General features: G+C 37.3%; 17 protein-coding genes and 1 pseudogene. 13 read left to right on the plus strand and 5 right to left on the minus strand.

Going from position 1 to position 17,644, the window contains the following annotated elements; translation table 11 throughout:
- Window position 1: 1 nt before the first annotated feature.
- Together ABFY81_RS00600 and ABFY81_RS00605 are read left to right on the plus strand one after the other, a co-directional pair.
- Entirely contained in the window at window positions 2–364 is a 363-nt protein-coding gene (locus ABFY81_RS00600; protein ID WP_347912767.1) for a YnfA family protein, read from the plus strand.
- A gap of 426 nt (window positions 365–790) precedes the next feature.
- A complete protein-coding gene (locus ABFY81_RS00605) occupies window positions 791–1,846 on the plus strand; it encodes a 3-deoxy-7-phosphoheptulonate synthase (protein ID WP_347912768.1) in 1,056 nt (351 codons plus the stop codon).
- 46 nt (window positions 1,847–1,892) lie between these two features.
- Here the strand turns inward: ABFY81_RS00605 and ABFY81_RS00610 are convergent, their stop codons facing one another.
- Both ABFY81_RS00610 and ABFY81_RS00615 read right to left on the minus strand, forming a co-directional pair.
- Window positions 1,893–2,810: an alpha/beta hydrolase gene (locus ABFY81_RS00610; RefSeq protein ID WP_347912769.1), complete on the minus strand. Its 918-nt coding sequence runs from the start codon at window positions 2,808–2,810 to the stop codon at window positions 1,893–1,895.
- A gap of 2 nt (window positions 2,811–2,812) precedes the next feature.
- Complete coding sequence (locus tag ABFY81_RS00615) at window positions 2,813–3,373, minus strand: PadR family transcriptional regulator (RefSeq protein ID WP_004701316.1); 561 nt, start codon at window positions 3,371–3,373, stop codon at window positions 2,813–2,815.
- Window positions 3,374–3,508: 135 nt separating this feature from the next.
- Here ABFY81_RS00615 and ABFY81_RS00620 point away from each other — a divergent pair, with 135 nt between their 5' ends.
- The 4 genes from ABFY81_RS00620 (at window position 3,509) to ABFY81_RS00635 (ending at window position 7,880) form a co-directional block, all read left to right on the plus strand.
- Window positions 3,509–5,533, plus strand: a complete 2,025-nt coding sequence (locus ABFY81_RS00620; RefSeq protein ID WP_347912770.1) for an NADPH-dependent 2,4-dienoyl-CoA reductase — start codon at window positions 3,509–3,511, stop codon at window positions 5,531–5,533.
- 69 nt (window positions 5,534–5,602) lie between these two features.
- Window positions 5,603–6,010: a nuclear transport factor 2 family protein gene (locus ABFY81_RS00625; protein ID WP_019458784.1), complete on the plus strand. Its 408-nt coding sequence runs from the start codon at window positions 5,603–5,605 to the stop codon at window positions 6,008–6,010.
- Window positions 6,011–6,049: 39 nt separating this feature from the next.
- The gene (locus ABFY81_RS00630; RefSeq protein ID WP_308964817.1) at window positions 6,050–6,766 is read left to right on the plus strand and encodes an SGNH/GDSL hydrolase family protein; all 717 of its coding nucleotides are present in this window, start codon (window positions 6,050–6,052) and stop codon (window positions 6,764–6,766) included.
- Between the two features lie 19 nt (window positions 6,767–6,785).
- On the plus strand, window positions 6,786–7,880 hold the full coding sequence (locus tag ABFY81_RS00635) for an alpha/beta hydrolase (RefSeq protein WP_347912771.1): 1,095 nt from the start codon (window positions 6,786–6,788) through the stop codon (window positions 7,878–7,880).
- Window positions 7,881–7,943: 63 nt separating this feature from the next.
- Here the strand turns inward: ABFY81_RS00635 and ABFY81_RS00640 are convergent, their stop codons facing one another.
- Together ABFY81_RS00640 and ABFY81_RS00645 are read right to left on the minus strand one after the other, a co-directional pair.
- Window positions 7,944–8,789, minus strand: coding sequence for a metal-dependent hydrolase (locus ABFY81_RS00640; RefSeq protein ID WP_347912772.1), 846 nt, complete (start codon window positions 8,787–8,789; stop codon window positions 7,944–7,946).
- 232 nt (window positions 8,790–9,021) lie between these two features.
- Window positions 9,022–9,510 carry a hypothetical protein gene (locus ABFY81_RS00645; RefSeq protein WP_004701329.1) on the minus strand — a complete coding sequence of 163 codons (489 nt, stop codon included), beginning with the start codon at window positions 9,508–9,510 and terminating at the stop codon, window positions 9,022–9,024.
- A 223-nt stretch (window positions 9,511–9,733) separates the two neighbouring features.
- Between ABFY81_RS00645 and ABFY81_RS00650 the strand changes: the two genes are divergently transcribed.
- The 3 genes from ABFY81_RS00650 to eno are packed head-to-tail and all read left to right on the plus strand — an operon-like array spanning window position 9,734 to window position 13,593.
- A complete protein-coding gene (locus ABFY81_RS00650; RefSeq protein ID WP_004701331.1) occupies window positions 9,734–11,371 on the plus strand; it encodes a CTP synthase in 1,638 nt (545 codons plus the stop codon).
- Between the two features lie 29 nt (window positions 11,372–11,400).
- A complete protein-coding gene (gene kdsA / locus ABFY81_RS00655; RefSeq protein ID WP_004701333.1) occupies window positions 11,401–12,258 on the plus strand; it encodes a 3-deoxy-8-phosphooctulonate synthase in 858 nt (285 codons plus the stop codon).
- A gap of 45 nt (window positions 12,259–12,303) precedes the next feature.
- The gene (gene eno, locus ABFY81_RS00660) at window positions 12,304–13,593 is read left to right on the plus strand and encodes a phosphopyruvate hydratase (protein WP_004701335.1); all 1,290 of its coding nucleotides are present in this window, start codon (window positions 12,304–12,306) and stop codon (window positions 13,591–13,593) included.
- A 97-nt stretch (window positions 13,594–13,690) separates the two neighbouring features.
- On the opposite strand, the pseudogene ABFY81_RS00665 reads toward eno, so the two are convergent.
- Window positions 13,691–14,368, minus strand: a pseudogene (locus tag ABFY81_RS00665) (YetF domain-containing protein).
- Window positions 14,369–14,579: 211 nt separating this feature from the next.
- On the opposite strand from ABFY81_RS00665, the gene ABFY81_RS00670 reads away from it, so the two are divergent.
- From ABFY81_RS00670 to ABFY81_RS00685, 4 genes are all read left to right on the plus strand, one after another.
- Window positions 14,580–15,308: a sulfite exporter TauE/SafE family protein gene (locus ABFY81_RS00670; protein ID WP_039249882.1), complete on the plus strand. Its 729-nt coding sequence runs from the start codon at window positions 14,580–14,582 to the stop codon at window positions 15,306–15,308.
- Between the two features lie 231 nt (window positions 15,309–15,539).
- Window positions 15,540–15,929 carry a cell division protein FtsB gene (gene ftsB / locus ABFY81_RS00675; protein WP_004701341.1) on the plus strand — a complete coding sequence of 130 codons (390 nt, stop codon included), beginning with the start codon at window positions 15,540–15,542 and terminating at the stop codon, window positions 15,927–15,929.
- Window positions 15,895–16,611 (plus strand): 2-C-methyl-D-erythritol 4-phosphate cytidylyltransferase, encoded by a 717-nt coding sequence (gene ispD / locus ABFY81_RS00680; protein ID WP_004701344.1) that lies wholly within the window; start codon window positions 15,895–15,897, stop codon window positions 16,609–16,611. The genes ftsB and ispD overlap by 35 nt, the downstream gene beginning before the upstream one ends.
- Before the next feature lie 344 nt (window positions 16,612–16,955).
- Window positions 16,956–17,627 carry a 3-oxoacid CoA-transferase subunit A gene (locus ABFY81_RS00685; RefSeq protein ID WP_004701345.1) on the plus strand — a complete coding sequence of 224 codons (672 nt, stop codon included), beginning with the start codon at window positions 16,956–16,958 and terminating at the stop codon, window positions 17,625–17,627.
- Window positions 17,628–17,644 lie beyond the last annotated feature (17 nt).

Consider the following 17,644-nt stretch of genomic DNA (forward strand, 5'->3'; position numbering starts at 1 on the left):
TATGTTAATTGATAGTCTTTCTATAACCCGAATACTTAGTGTGTTCGGGTTATTTATTATTACTGCCATCGCTGAGATTTTAGGGTGTTACTTTCCTTATCTTATTTTAAAAGAGGGGAAGTCTGCTTGGTTATGGTTACCAACAGTCTTAAGTTTGGCTTTCTTTGTCTGGTTGCTTACATTACATCCCGCTGCCTCTGGACGAATTTATGCGGCCTATGGGGGGATTTACATTTTTACTGCGCTGATGTGGCTGCGTTTTGTCGATCAGGTTGCTTTAACGAGATGGGATATTTTAGGCGGCTTTATTGTGCTTTGTGGTGCAAGTTTGATTGTTTTACAGCCGCAAGGATTAATTCGTTAATTATGAAAGTGGTCAGTTAAGTTTTAAGTGAAAAAGTAAGAAATATTTTCGCAAAAAACACTTGTCAAACTCATCAACAATGCGTATTTTAGATTTAAGGAACATTTTTTAATATTTGAGATAAAGATGTTAAATCAATCTGTGAATTCTAACGCTTACTTTTATTTCTGGCAATTTAGATAGTTGCCTGAGCGTATTCGGGCACGAAAGTTGCCCATCACAGTTAATACCTGATCGGCAACCCCGATCAGGTTTTTTTATGCTTTATCTTTTTCAAATCGAGGAACTCAAAATGAACAACATGACTTATTCATACTTTAGCAACTTTTATTGGTTTTACTTTTGCCTACCTTTGCCAACGAATAGATCCAAAACGCTTAAATAAATGATCGGACTGATTAGGTTTCAGTCCAAAGGAAAAGACCAATGAATGCTTTAAATACTCTACTAACTCAAAGTAATACAAAAGAAACACCAGTTAGTTTACCTGTCCAGTTAAAAGCTAAATATCCGCTTGTGCAGACCTTCGCACGTCAAATTGCAGAACACCGCCAAATTATTCAAAATATTCTTGCTGGTAAAGATCAGCGCTTAATGGTTATTACAGGACCATGTTCAATTCATGACCCAGTTGCGGTTCTTGAATACGCAGAAAAACTGCAAAAATTACAAGAAAAAGTAAAAGATCAAATATTCATTGTAATGCGTGCTTATATTGAAAAGCCGCGTACAACTGTGGGTTGGAAGGGTTATATGTATGATCCAAATCTTGATGGATCATCTAATCTACAATTAGGTTTAGAAAAATCCCGTGAGCTTTATTTACAAATTATTGAAAAGGGTTTGCCAATTGCGAGCGAAATTTTAAGTCCAATGGCAACTGGTTATTTTGATGATTTGTTGGCTTGGGGAGCAATTGGTGCTCGTACCAGCGAGTCTCAGATTCACCGTGAAATCTCAAGCCACATGTCATATAGCATTGGCTTCAAGAATGGTACAGATGGTTCAATTCAAATTGCTTTAGATGCTATTCAGTCGGCACAGAATGAGCATCAATTTTTAGGAATGAATCAGCAAGGTTTGCCTTCAGTTATTCAGAGTGCTGGAAACCCATTGCCGCACTTGATTTTGCGTGGAGCAAATCATGGTCCTAATTATGACTTAGCTTCAATTCAGGCAATACGAGAAAAGCATAAACAGAATCTTCCTGCTTTAGTCATTGATTGTAGTCATGGCAACAGTGGTAAAGATCCTTTACGTCAACCAGAGGTTTTACAGCAAATCGTTGCTGAGCGCTTAAAAACTCAAGTAAAGGGTGTCATGATTGAAAGTCATTTAGTTGATGGTAATCAGAAAATTTCATGTGAAATGACTTATGGTCAGTCAGTGACAGATGGTTGTTTAGGCTGGGAAAAAACGGAGCAGCTTTTGTTAAGCGTTGCTGAACAATTAAAGGTAAATGAGTTAGCTCATTCAGCTTAATATTTTATAGATTTAAAAAAGGGATCTGTTTAGCAGATCCCTTTTTTTAAGAAGCATGTTTTAGTTCGGATAAAAAAGTGGTGATTTCATGACCGAACTTTTTCGGTTCGGTTAATAATGGCGTGTGACCTGAGCGCTCGAAATAAATTGCTTTTGCATGTTCAACACTGTGTGCAATAAGTGTTTGACCAGTTTCTGGGTAAAGTGTCGAATTACGACCAATAAAGAAAGTAGTAGGGCACTGTAATTGTTGAAGCGCCTCACGATAATCTTCATTGTGAAAAAGATAATTTTCGACATACCAAAATAAGTAGTCTAAACGTTGAATGGGTAATAGATACTTCTGTAAAAAAGGTTGTTTTAAAGCCGTTTTAAAAACAAATGGACTAAATGGATTGTTGCTTTGCAATTCAATAAAATCTACCCATAATCGTACAAGTTCCTGACGGTCTGGAAGCGATAATTCATAAAGGTATTTAGCATTTTTGTGTTTTGATAATAATTGATAAATATCATTGAGCAGTTGTTTAAATTGAACATGTAGCGGGCCAAATAAACCATATTGCCATGTTGAATCTACTGATATTTTTGGAGTTTGATCAATATGTAAATAAGCTTTTAATTGCTGCGCTAGATGAGCATGCTTCATACCATGCATTGCTGTGGTTGCGCCCATTGAGTAGCCCATTAAAATAAAGTTATCAAGTTTTAATTGCTCAATTAAATGAGCAACATCTTGCCAGTGACTTGATATAGCATCTTGATCGGGAATGGCACAATTTTTTGAACCGCCAAAACCACGCCAGTCAGGAATAATAAACTCGTATTCTTTACGATTTGCATAGATAAAAGGTAGCCATTGCCAACTCTGCATACCTAATCCAGATAATACTAATACCGGTTCACCACGACCAACACGGCGTACAAATAAACTTTCCTGATCGGGCATGGTGTAATAAGGCATGTTTATTCTCCAGATACGTTATCTTGAGCAAAAAGTTTTAATTGAGGAATGACTTGTTCTAACCATTTGATCCATTCAGTTTCCATGGTAATACCGAGTTCCAAGATCATTTTGTGGATATATAGCACTCGATTATTCAAGTCATCGTTATCTTTAAAATCTTTATCATAAATACTTTGATAAAGCTTAAGCTTTTCTTTGTGTAAACCAAGATGTCGCAATAGTTCGGGCAATATTTGATTATTGCTCAATTGTGCTTCTGCACGCAATCTTACCATTAAGTCATCTCTAAGCTGTGCAGGTTCACTTTGCTGTGTCATCCATGAAGCCAGTTCTATACGCCCAAGTTGTTCGACCTGATAAGTTTTTTTTCGGCCACTATCCATCTCATTTTCTAAAGTAGAAACCCAGCCTTTTTTTAGCATGTTATTGAGTTCACGATAAATTTGCTGATGTGTGGCATTCCAAAAAAAGCCCATAGAACGGTCAAAACGGCGAGCGAGTTCAAAGCCAGTGCTTGGACGTTCTAGTAAGCTGGTTAGTAAAACATGGGGAAGTGACATGGCAATCCATTTGTAAGCAAAAGTAAAGTGTGACTCATAAGATTATGCAACATGTTGCATAAAAGTCAAAATTTGATTATAAATTTGTGCAACAAGTTGCATTAAGCAAGCAGATTAGCAAGCCAAGGAGTTGTTATGTCGTTATATCCACATTTATTAAAACCATTAGATTTAGGTTTTACGACATTAAAAAATCGCGTATTGATGGGATCTATGCACGTTGGTCTAGAAGAGGCGCCAGGTGGTTACGAACGTATGGCAGCTTTTTATGCAGAGCGTGCTAAAGGGGATGTTGGACTCATTGTTACTGGCGGTATTGCACCCAATCAGGCAGGTTTAACTTTTGCTCATGCTTCTAAGTTAGATAGCACAGAAGAAGCTGAAAAACATAAAGTCATTACCGAAGCCGTCCATGCTGCTGGTGGAAAAATTGCATTACAAATATTACATACGGGCCGATATTCTTATCAGCCTGAAATTGTTGCACCTTCGGCAATTCAAGCACCAATTAACCCAATTAAACCTAAAGCAATGACTTCTGCTGAGGTTCAACAAACCATTGATGACTTTGCAAACTGTGCGAAACTTGCGCAATATGCCGGTTATGATGGCGTTGAAATTATGGGCTCTGAAGGTTATTTAATTAATGAGTTTATAGCAGCCAGAACAAACCATCGTGATGATGAATGGGGTGGTAGCTATGAAAACCGCATTCGTTTTCCTATCGAGATCGTAAAACGCACACGTGAAATAGTCGGTGAAAACTTTATTATTATTTATCGTTTATCAATGCTCGATTTGGTTGAAGGTGGCTCTACTTTAGAAGAAGTTATTCAGCTTGCTAAAGCGATTGAAAAAGCAGGCGCTACCATTATTAATACGGGTATTGGCTGGCATGAAGCCCGTATTCCAACAATTGCCACTAAAGTTCCAAGAGCTGCATTTACTTGGGTCACTGAAAAATTAAAAGGCGAAGTTTCAGTTCCATTAATTACCTCAAACCGTATTAATACACCTGAAATGGCTGAGCATGTATTAGCATCGTGTCATGCAGATATGGTTTCAATGGCACGTCCAATGCTTGCAGATCCTGAGTTCGTTTTAAAAGCTAGTGAAGGTCGTAGTGATGAAATCAATACCTGTATTGGTTGTAATCAGGCCTGTCTCGATCACATTTTCTCTATGAAAATCGCAACATGTCTAGTTAACCCTCGTGCATGCTATGAAACTGAACTGATTTTTAAAGAAGCGCAAAATCACAAGAATATCGCTGTTATTGGTGCAGGACCAGCAGGTTTAAGTTTTGCTGTATATGCGGCAGATCGTGGACACCAAGTTAAAATTTTTGAAGCAAGCCATCAAATTGGTGGTCAGTTTAATATCGCTAAAACTGTACCGGGTAAAGAAGAGTTCTACGAAACATTACGTTATTTTAATCGTCAAATTGAACTACGTCCAAATATTGAACTTGTATTAAATCATAAAGCGACTTATGAAGAGTTGAGCCAATCGGGCTTCGATGAAATTGTAGTTGCAACTGGTGTAACACCTCGTCAATTACAATTTGAAGGTGTTGATCATCCAAAAGTACTGAGCTACTTACAAGTCCTTAAAGAGCGTGTACCAGTAGGTCAGCGTGTTGCCATTATTGGGGCAGGTGGTATCGGTTTTGATACAGCTGAGTACCTAACCCATGAAGGTGAAAGTGGTAGTTTAAATCCAGAAAAATTTTATGAAGAATGGGGTATTGATACTCACTATGAGCATATTGGTGGTTTAAAGCAGCCGAAAGTTGAGGCCTCTGAGCGAGAAATCTATTTGTTACAACGTAAAGCTTCTTCTGTGGGTGCGGGACTAGGTAAAACAACTGGTTGGATTCACCGTACAGGTCTTAAGAACAGAAACGTGAAAATGTTAGCAGGCGTACACTACGAAAAAGTCGATGATCAAGGACTTCATATTACGGTTGATGGAAAACCAACAGTGCTTGAAGTTGATAATGTCGTAATTTGTGCGGGCCAAGAATCATTTACTGCAATGTATGACCAATTAAAAGCAGATGGTAAGAATGTTCATTTGATTGGTGGCGCTAAAGAAGCTGGTGAGTTGGATGCTAAACGTGCTATTCGTCAAGGTGCTGAACTAGCAGCGGTTCTTTAATGAGTTAAGTGAGCATTGTCTTAATTAAGAGAATGCTCACTACTAAAACCAATTTGAAGGAAAAGAAAAATGACACTTGAAACAACGAAACAGTCATTAGAAAAATGGCACCACATGATTCAATCAAACGACTTATCGAACTTAAATGATTTGCTCGCAGATGAAGTTGTTTTCCGTTCACCAGTTGCTTATAAACCTTATGAGGGAAGACAAGTTGTTTTCTTTATTCTTACTAACGTGATTCAGGTATTTGAAAACTTTACCTATCACAGAGAATTCTACACAGAAGATGGCGAAAATGTAGTGCTTGAGTTTAGTGCGAATGTAGGTGACAAATCATTGAAAGGGATTGATATGATCCGTTTTAATGAGCACGGTAAAATTATTGACTTTGAAGTAATGATTCGTCCAATGAGTGGTTTAGCTGCATTGGCTGAACAAATGGGTGCAAGAATTACTCAGTTCAAACCTCAATAGTTTTTTATTAAATAGCCTAAGTTTTTTGAGGTATATTAAATGTGGTTAAAACTTTCAACATTGCTTTTATTGCCTGTATTATTTGTGCAAGGCAATAAAGTCCGAAAGAACACTCCACGTTTATTAGAGCCTAAAGGTGAACGAGAAGGTAGCATTGGTCAAGGCAAGCCCTTATCTCTGCTTATTTTGGGAGATTCTGCAGCAGCTGGCGTGGGTGTACAAACACAAAAAGATGCTTTGTCTGGTGCTATTATTCAAGAACTGCAAAATGAATTTTTCCTCCAGTGGAAACTTCATGCCAAAACTGGTGATACGACCCGACAAGTTTTTCATGCTTTACAGCATTTAGAAGAGCGGAAGTATGATGTAATTGTGACATCTATTGGTGTAAATGATGTTACTAAGTTGACTTCTGCCAAATCATGGATACAGCAACAAAAACAATTATTTGAGCATATTCAGAAACGTTTTCAACCAAAACTGATCATTGTTTCTGGAGTGCCTCCAATGCAACATTTCCCAGCTTTACCCAATCCATTGGCTTGGTTATTTGGGCAATATGCAGAGCAAATGAATCAAAAATTACAGCAATGGTTAGCACCACAGAGCCAGTTTAAATTTCTTCAATATGATATTGAAACTTTTCAAGCCATGAATTTGACAATGGCAAGTGATGGTTTTCATCCTAGTAAGGAAGTTTACGAAATTTGGGGAAGGCAGATTGCAGCTTTAGTGCGGCAATCATTTCACTCATAGTCATAGGTAGTCATTGGATATGGGCATATCTGTTTTTAGTAAAATTAAAGATTTCGGTTCAGAGTTGTTCGATTTAGTATTAGGGGCGGAGCATCCAAAAGTTTATTATGATCCTCAAGGGCAAATAAAAGATGTGTTGGAGAAGCTCCCTCAACTCAAGCAGAAATATCGTCCTACACCTTGGTTGACGAATAATCATGTTCATTTACTCTATTTCGATCTTATTAGAAAACAATCAATAAAATTGGAATATGACCGGATTGATCAACTTACGATGAGTGATGGCGGTATTACCGCAATTGCTTGGTATGGCTATAATTTACCAGCAGATACACCAACGGTTGTAATCATGCATACCATTACAGGTACTCCTGAGAGTATGCGTGAGTTGGTACGCGATTTAAATCAATATACAGGCTGGCGAATTGCATTATGTCTTCGCCGTGGTCACGCAGGTTTACCAATGCCTGTGCCACAAATTTCTCTTTTTGGTTCTACTCGTGATTTAAAAGAACAGCTTGACCATATTCAAAGCTTATTTCCCACATCAGATTTATATGCGGTAGGTTCATCGGCAGGTACAGGCTTGCTTGTTCGCTATTTGGGTGAGCAAGGTGAAGATACGCCTTTTAAAGCTGCCTTTGCGATGTGTCCAGGTTATAACACGGAAATTGGTTTTAAAAATGTTCATCCTTTTTACAGTAAAATGATGACCAAAAAGCTCTTTAAGTATTTTATTTATCCGTATCAAAATACGTGGAGCAAAATTGCATCTTTAGAAAAAGTTTTATCGACTACCAATTTAGAAGAATTTGAAAAAGAGTACTTCGAAATGGCCGGTTTTCAGGACTATCAAAGTTATTGTCAGGCGATTAATCCCATTTATGTATTTGAAAATGTCAAAATTCCATTAATGATTCTTAATGCTGAAGATGATCCAGTCTGTTCTATTAAAAATTTAGAGCCTTATAAAGAAACTATTCAGCAAATGAGTAATATTGCAGTGATAACCACTAAAAAGGGCAGTCATTGTGGTTTTTACGAAGGTTGGAAAAGTACTTCATGGGCAGCCAAATTAATATCGAATTATTTTATGGTTGATCATAAACAATGATTGCGTTGCCGTAATTGGTTCAATAAAGCCCATTCAATAGATGGGCTTTATGGTTTTATCGGATCAGGATAAAAGTAATTTTGAATTTTTTAGACCAATTTTGATTTTAGTACTGGCAACCAGATCTTTTTCGTCAGTTTGGTTGGGATGAAAATCAAAGCGATAATAGTCAAAAAATTTCGGAGTTAAAATTTTATATTGTGTTGCTGCAAAACCAAGAAACTTACGCCAAGATTTAAAATTAAGAAGTTGGCCATCCCGCTTCATAAGAACGAATTGATAAGTGGTTGAAAGGCCTGTAATTAGAAATAAACTTAAAGTAAAGACAGTGATACGTGGGAGATATGCGCTCAGTCCACTTCCATACAAGTGTTCATAAAGATCAAAGGCTACAGTTTTATGCTCAGTTTCTTCAATACTGTGCCATAACCATAAGTTACGAATAGTTGAGTCCGTCATCAGTTCATTAATAGACTGCATCATGCTAACTACAAGTACTGCGGTGTAGTGTTCAAGACCTACCGTTACAAGCAGGTTCCATTTTTTACTAAAAACTTTTTCAATACTTTTTAAAACAATACCTGTTACTTTTTCTAAAGATTCTGGATCTAAACCATGTTGTTGTGCACTCACATGAAAAGCATGATGTTCTTTAGAATGCATTGCTTCTTGACCAATAAAAGCACTAATTTCACGATCTAGAAGTTCATTCGACTTTGCTTTTGCGCGTAATGCTCTAACTGAACGAACAAAATATGATTCACCCTCGGGGAACAATGTAGATAAACCCGTAAAGTAATGTGTAAAAGTGGGTTCGTTATTACACCAATAGCGAGGTACATTTTCAAAATTATAGTCCATACGACGGACTGGAAATGAGGCTGGCACGCGATTTGATACGGTATTCATTTTAAGCTCCAATTTTCTTTTAATTAAAGTTCCAAAAAGGAACTTGTTGATAAAAAGTATAAGTAGATAGAGTTGGAGTCAATGATTTTTGAATGGATGAAACTAGATTGTCCCGAAATGATAGACAAAGAAGTTTTGAAGATAAAAGCAAAGAAATTAAATTTATTTTTATTATGAATATTATATAAATGCCCAAATCAAAAAATTAATTTGGGCATTATCCGACACACGCTTAGTTCTTAAGCGCTGGTGTTGCAGCGGCAATTGCAGCAGCCACTGCATCATCTTCTGTCTTAGCAGATTCAGTTGCCTTAGCTGGTTTTGACTGAGCTTTTTCAGCTTTAGGTTCTGCTTTAGCCTCAGTTTTCTTTTCTGGTTTAGGTTCTACTTTTGGTGTCTCAGATTTAGGTTGTTCAGCAACTTGTGTCTGTGAAGATTCATCAGAATGTGCAGGACGAGTTTCACGGCGAATTTCAGTTGTAGTGTTGTTTGTTTCTTCACGATGAACTTCAACTTGTGGTTGTGCTTCAACTTGAGCTTCTTGATGAGTATCCACACTCTCTAAAGACTCAAATTTTGCAGGCTTCGCTGGTTGAGGTTCTGAAACAGCAGTTTCAACCTTGTCTTGCTCTTCTTCTTTAGGTGTCTCTTTTTTAACGCATGCGGTTAACAATAGTCCAGCCGCAATTGCAGCACAGATTAAAAGTTTTTTATTTGCCATTGCCCTAAACAACATTTAATTGAGGAATTGGCATTATAACAGTAAATAGCAATGAAAAAATCATGTGAGATTGAGCTAATTTTTTATTAAAAATGCTGCTAGAATAACCAGTTGTTTATTGTTCTTTGAATTGATGCGGTTTGACTTTGCTTTATAGGGGCAGAGTACAGTAAAATTGCCAAACATTGTAGGCCGATTTCGGCTTGATTGTATGAGAAACTTAATGACCCATTTTATTTTTGTCACTGGTGGTGTGGTTTCATCACTAGGTAAAGGTATTTCTGCTGCTTCTGTTGCTGCACTTTTGGAAGCTCGTGGCTTAAAAGTCACAATGGTTAAAATGGATCCTTATATTAATGTCGATCCAGGGACAATGAGCCCATTCCAGCATGGTGAAGTTTTTGTTACCGAAGATGGTGCAGAAACCGACCTCGATCTGGGTTATTACGAACGTTTCTTACGTCGCGCTAAAATGACCAAGCTAAACAACTTTACGAGTGGTCGCGTATATCAAGACGTTTTAAATAAAGAGCGTCGTGGTGATTACTTGGGTGGTACAGTTCAGGTTATTCCTCATATTACCGATAATATTAAAGAACGTGTTCTTCGCGCAGGCGAAGGCTATGATGTTGCTATTGTAGAAATTGGTGGCACCGTAGGTGATATCGAATCATTACCGTTCATGGAGTCGGTTCGTCAGTTAATGGTTGAGCTTGGTCATAAACGTACCATGCTTATGCATTTAACCTTGTTGCCATATATTAAATCGGCAGCAGAGTTGAAAACTAAACCAACTCAGCACTCTGTAAAAGAGTTACTTTCAATTGGTATTCAGCCAGATATTCTGATCTGCCGTACTGAATATGATGTAGATGTTGATACTAAACGCAAAATTGCATTGTTCACTAACGTCGAAGCGCGTGCTGTAGTGGTATGTAAAGATGCGAAAACAATTTATCAAATTCCACGTACATTCTATGAGCAAAATGTTGATGACTTGATCTGTGAACGTTTTGGATTTAATGATCTTCCAGAAGCAAACCTAGAAGATTGGGACAATGTAGTCGAAGCATTATTGAATCCTGAATACACTTTACGTGTAGCTATGGTAGGTAAATATGTTGAATTACCAGATGCTTATAAGTCTGTAAATGAAGCATTATTACATGCTGGTATTAAGAATCGCGTAAAAGTACAAATTGATTACGTCAATGCTGAAGAGCTTGAGAGTCAAGATGTATCTATTTTAAGTACAGCTGATGCAATTTTAGTTCCGGGTGGTTTTGGTGAACGTGGTACTGAAGGCAAAATGAAAGCTATTCAGTACGCTCGTGAAAATCGTATTCCTTTCTTAGGAATTTGTTTAGGCATGCAATTGGCAGTTATTGAATATGCTCGCCATGTTGCAGGTATGCCAGAAGCCTCTTCTACAGAATTTAACCGCTCTACAAAATATCCACTTATTGGTTTAATCACTGAATGGTTGGATGAGCGTGGTGAATTACAACAACGTAGTCTCGAATCTGATTTGGGCGGAACAATGCGTTTAGGTGCACAAAAATCAGAATTGGTTGAAGGCACAAAAACACGTGAAGTCTACGGAAAAGCTGAGATCACTGAACGTCATCGTCACCGTTATGAAATGAATAACCGTTTCATCGAGTCGATTGAAAAAGCTGGTATGAAAATTTCTGGTTATTCTTCAGCACAACATTTAGTTGAAACTGTAGAAATTCCTGAACATCCTTGGTTTATTGCTGTACAATTCCACCCGGAATTTACAAGTTCACCACGTGATGGACATCCATTATTTGCTAGTTTTATTGACGCTGCGAAAACTCAGCATCAAAAAAGTAAATAATGCGATTTAAATAAACTGGGAAAGTTTAAATGTCACAATTAAAACCACAAGAAGTTGTACGTTTAGGCGATATACAAATGGCAAATCATTTGCCATTTGTATTATTTGGCGGAATGAACGTACTTGAATCAAAAGATTTAGCTTTTGAAATTGCAGAAACGTATGTAGATATTTGCAAACGTTTAGAAATTCCTTATGTTTTTAAAGCGAGTTTCGATAAGGCAAATCGTTCTAGTCTACATTCATTCCGTGGCCCTGGACTTGAAAAAGGTATTGAATGGTTAGGTGATATTAAAAAGCATTTTAATGTTCCGATCATTACTGATGTGCATGAGCCATATCAAGCTGCACCAGTTGCAGAAGTAGCCGATATTATTCAGTTACCTGCTTTCTTAAGTCGTCAGACTGATCTTGTTGAAGCGATGGCAAAAACACAAGCTATCATTAATATTAAGAAAGCTCAGTTTTTAGCACCTCATGAAATGCGTCATATTCTGCACAAATGTTTAGAAGCAGGAAATGACAAACTCATTCTTTGTGAACGTGGTTCAGCATTTGGTTATAACAATCTTGTTGTAGATATGCTTGGCTTTGACATCATGAAAGAAATGAATGTGCCAGTTTTCTTTGATGTGACACATGCGTTGCAAACCCCTGGTGGTCGTGCTGATTCGGCAGGTGGTCGTCGTGCTCAAATTACAACTTTAGCACGTGCTGGAATGGCAACTGGCTTGGCTGGGCTATTCTTGGAAGCTCATCCAGATCCAGAACATGCAAAATGCGATGGACCTTGTGCATTACGTATGTCACAACTTGAGCCATTCTTGGCGCAAATAAAAGAATTGGATACTTTAGTTAAAGGATTCAAAAAGTTAGACACCCATTGATGCAGTAATCTGCATCTCGTTATTCATTCAACAGAGGAATTGTTCATGAGCCAAATCGTTGACATTCGTGCACGTGAAATTTTGGACTCTCGTGGTAACCCAACCATCGAAGCAGACGTAATTTTAGAATCTGGCGTTGTTGGTCGTGCATGTGCACCGTCTGGTGCTTCAACTGGTTCTCGTGAAGCTTTAGAACTGCGTGACGGTGATAAATCACGTTACTTAGGTAAAGGCGTTCGTACAGCAGTTAATAACGTTAATACGTTAATTCGTGATGCTTTGTTGGGTAAATCAGTTTTTGAGCAAAAAGACATTGATAACACAATGATTGCGCTTGATGGCACTGAAAACAAAGAAAAATTAGGTGCTAATGCAACTTTGGCTGTGTCATTGGCTGCTGCGCGTGCTGCTGCTGAAGAAAAGAAACTTCCTCTTTTCCAATACATCGCAGATCTTCGTGGTCAAACAATTTTGACAATGCCTGTACCGATGATGAACATCTTGAACGGTGGTGAGCATGCAGATAACACTGTTGATATTCAAGAGTTTATGATTGAGCCAGTAGGCTTCACTTCATTTGCTGAAGCTTTGCGTGCTGGTGCTGAAGTATTCCATTCTTTAAAATCAGTTTTAAAGAAACAAGGTTTGAATACTGCTGTGGGTGATGAAGGTGGTTTTGCGCCTAACCTTCGTTCAAACGAAGAAGCAATTACTGTAATTCTTCAAGCAATTGAACAAACTGGTTATAAAGCTGGTTCAGATATGATGCTTGCACTTGACTGTGCATCTTCAGAATTCTACAAAAACGGTCAATACGTTTTAGAAGGTGAAGGTAACCGTGCATTTACAAGTCATCAATTTGCAGACTACTTAGCTGGTCTTGTAAATCAATATCCGATTATCTCGATTGAAGATGGTCTTGACGAGTCTGATTGGGAAGGTTGGAGCTACTTAACTTCAATTCTTGGTGATAAAATCCAATTGGTTGGTGACGATTTATTCGTAACTAATCCTAAGATTTTACAACGTGGTATTGATGAGAAAGTTGGTAACTCGATTCTTATCAAATACAACCAGATTGGTACATTGACTGAAACTTTAGATGCAATCTACCTTGCTAAAGCAAATGGTTACTCAACTGTTATTTCTCACCGTTCTGGTGAAACAGAAGATTCAACTATTGCTGATTTGGCAGTAGGTACTGCAGCTGGTCAAATCAAAACTGGTTCACTTTGCCGTTCTGACCGTGTTGCTAAATATAACCAATTGCTTCGTATTGAAGAAATGACTAAAGCGGCTTACCGCGGTAAAGCTGAGTTCAAAGGTTTAAACTAATCTTTTGAATAATGCTTTGCTTATTTAAATATTGATGAAAAATTAATATTTAAAATAAAAGTGCTATTTCTACTTCTTAGAAATAGCACTTTTTTATTTATCCTAAACGCCGAGTTTTTAAAGATTCAGCCCAACTATGATGATGACAACGAGAACATTGTTGATCGAGTTTATTTAAAACCTTAGTCTCGCCACATTTCATACAAGAATAAAAAGTATTAATTTTAAGTACATCAGCTTTATGATAGGCATCTGGGAATAAAGGAAGTCCCCATTTAACATCTTCATCCTCATAATAAAGTAAGCTCAAAATGCCATCGGATTCAAGTAAGGCTGTTCTGACTTGACCTAAATGTTCTACGTTTTGCTGGCGCATTTCTGAGAAAAATTCATCGTGAGAATATGTTTGTTTCTGAAAATCTTTGTAGACCAAAAGACCCTCTTTGACGACGCAAAGAGCTCTTCCTTCTAACAATGTTTCAATTTTTTTGTGCTTTACCATACCCCAAGTGATAAGGCGATATAAAAAGAGGATTGCAACAAAAACCACTAAAGCGTGTGCAATTGGAACGTCTTTAGTAAACATAGGGTCACCAGCTGCAGATCCTAAACATAAAATGATAGCCAGTTCGAATAAAGAGAGTTATCGAATACCACGTTTACCAGATAGTCTTAAAAAGCTAATGATAATAATGAACATGACAGTGCATCTTATTAAAATTTCTAAAGCAAAGCCCCATGTGGTATCACCAATAAAAATATTAGAAAGATCCATCTTTATCTCGCTTTTTCAAATTTTAGATATAGGGTAGATTTAAAATTCATAGCAAAATAAAAATCAAAAAACTATAGTTTTTAAGTGGTTATTGGTTAAAAGTACAAAAGATGTGTGATCGTGTATTAATTAAAAATAAATGAAATTCGTAGTGCGATTTTAATACATGGATTATTGTATTCTCTTAAGAATAATTATTTTGGTTTGGCCTATGATCTATGTGGCACTGGCTTTTATTGGAGTTCTTTCAGGGCTGATTAGTGGAGTGGTTGGAACTGGATCATCAATTATTTTATTACCAATTCTTGCTTATATTTTTGGGGCCAAACTTGCTGTACCTATTATGGCAATTGCTGCAATTATGGGGAACATTTCACGTGTGATAATGTGGCGTAAAGAGCTTAATATTAGAGCATTTCTTTTATTTACAAGTTTGGGCATACCAGCAACGATACTAGGAGCCAATACATTATGGGTGATGTCACCAGTATTGTCTAACTTATGTATAGGTGTATTTTTCTTCTGTTTAATACCGATTAGGCATTATGCCAAACGTCATAGTTTTAAATTTAGTTCATGGCAAATGGTCATTGCTGGGGGAGTGCTGGGCTATATCACAGGTGTTGTTTTTTCGACAGGCCCCTTATTACTCCCAGTTTTTAATGGTTTCGGTTTAACGAAGGGAGCTCTCTTGGCGACTGAGGCTGCCGCTTCATTTGGTATCTACGTAACAAAAAGCTTAACTTTTGGTGCACTAGGCGTTTTAAAACAAAATATTTTAATTGCGGGAGTTGCTGTTGGTTTTTCTCTAATTATTGGTAATTATATTGGTAAAACTTTTGTAATAAAGATGTCTGAGAAAACTTTTGATTTATTGCTAGATTGTATGTTGGTGGTTGCTGGTTTTTCGATGATATTGGCAGTTTTTAATCATTCTTAACAGTAACTTTTATATGCATAGATTGATTTATAAACAGTTGTGTTTATAAACATTATTTTCCTTTCCAATTGAGTTTAATTTTGACAAAATGAAACACGTCACAATGGTCAATTTAAAGTAATATGGCCATTCATAGTTTTGCAGGAATGTTGCAGGAATTTTGCATGTCGCTTGTAAATTGTCATACAATACAAAAACTTAATAAAGTTTTTAATTAAAGCTCTTAATGCTATGTTAGAAGTATTTCGATCCACTTCAAGCAAACTTATTTTGCTATTGGTTATTGTTTTAGTAGCTATATTGCAATATCAGTTCTGGTTAGGTGAGGGGGGTTATTTTCCTCATCAAGCACTTATGCAGCAAATTCAACAACAAGCTGAAGTAAATGATGAGCTTAAAGAGCGAAACCGTATTTTGGCAGCTGAGGTTTTCGACCTAAAAAATGGTACGGAAGCGATAGAAGAACATGCTCGTCTGGATCTTGGTTTGGTTAAGCCTCACGAAACATTTGTTCAAATGAGTACGATCAGTACTAATTATAAACCTATTTATATTGACCCGAACGCTAAAGTAGATTTGGAAACTAATGAGACACCTCCATCACCAGATATCCCAGACTAAACTATGGGCAGTTATTCCTGCTGCTGGTTCAGGAAGTCGTTTTTCCAAAACTGAATTAAAGCAATATCAATATATTCAAGATGTGACAGTGTTAGAGCATACTGTTAAGCGTTTAGCTGAGCTTCCATTAGCTGGCTATGTCTTAGCAATTGGTGCGCAGGATACTCTTGCTTCTACTTTAGCTTTTAGCGAAAAGCATAAGGCACATTTTTGTAATGGTGGTGCTGAGCGAGTCCATTCGGTTTTAAATGCGCTAAATTATCTGTCACAAATTACAGATGAAGATGATTGGGTGTTGGTACACGATGCTGCACGACCTTGTGTAACCCTTGATTGCTTAAATGCTCTTGTTTTGCATGCGATAAGTTCAAATCAAAGTGCTATTTTGGCAATTCCTGTGCGCGATACGTTGAAGCTTGTAGATAAAGAACAGCAGATTAATAAAACGGTAAGTCGAGAGTTATTGTGGCAGGCTCAAACGCCTCAAATTGCAAAAATTGGGACACTTAAAAAGGCGATTGAACAAGCGCTAATTAATAATTTGACTATTACTGATGAGGCAAGCGCGCTTGAGTTTATGGGGGAGAGCGTACATGTAGTTATGGGACGGTCTGATAATATAAAAATTACTTATCCCGATGATTTAGAACTTGCGCGTTTGATTCTGCAATCACAATCTTAATATTTTATATACTTAATAGCAGGCTATTTTATTTTAAAATAGCCTAAGTATACGTTTCATTTCTACACATCTATTCAAAATAATTTATATTTTTTTATAGCGGAAGTAGATAACATCATTATGTAATTTAATTAGATAATGTTCGATAGTCGAACAAAAAAATCCTAAATCGAACAAAAGTGTATGTAGCTTACTAGATCAAAATCTGAAAATTATCAAAAATAATCAAAAGGGAAATCTAAGGGAAACACTCGGGATTGAGTGAAATATTTATCTATCTTATTACCCCAGTGTGCCTATTTTCTTACCTTTCTCTTCTTCAATGAGCACAATGGAGTTGTCTAATGATTGACAAAAGTAAGTCCTCTCTAAGCGAGGTTCTATCGCAAATTAAAGATGGTGCAACCATTCTAATTGGTGGTTTTGGTACCGCAGGACAACCCGCTGAACTCATTGACGGTCTTATTGAACTGGGTATTAAAGATTTAACCATTGTCAGCAACAATGCCGGTAATGGCGATTATGGATTGGCGAAACTTCTTAAAGCCGGTTCAGTTAAAAAAGTGATTTGTTCTTTCCCACGTCAATCAGACTCTTATGTGTTTGATGAGTTGTACCGTGCTGGGAAAGTTGAGCTTGAAGTGGTTCCACAAGGTAATCTGGCGTGTCGTATTCAAGCTGCTGGTATGGGTTTAGGTGCTGTATTTACACCAACAGGTTTTGGAACACTTTTGGCCGAAGGCAAAGAAACTCGCGAGATTGATGGGAAAGATTACGTACTTGAATATCCGATCAAGGCTGATTTTGCCTTGATTAAAGCCTATAAGGGCGACCGCTGGGGCAATCTGGTTTACCGTAAATCTGCACGTAACTTTGGCCCGATTATGGCCATGGCTGCGGATGTCACCATTGCTCAAGTTTCTGAAGTGGTTGAACTGGGTGGACTAGACCCGGAACACATCATCACCCCAGGTATTTTTGTACAACACGTTGTACAAGTAGCGCCAGCACAGTAAGCAATAAGGAGAAATAA

This window comes from Acinetobacter sp. WA-87 (assembly GCF_039938935.1).
Taxonomy (GTDB): Bacteria; Pseudomonadota; Gammaproteobacteria; order Pseudomonadales; family Moraxellaceae; genus Acinetobacter; species Acinetobacter seifertii.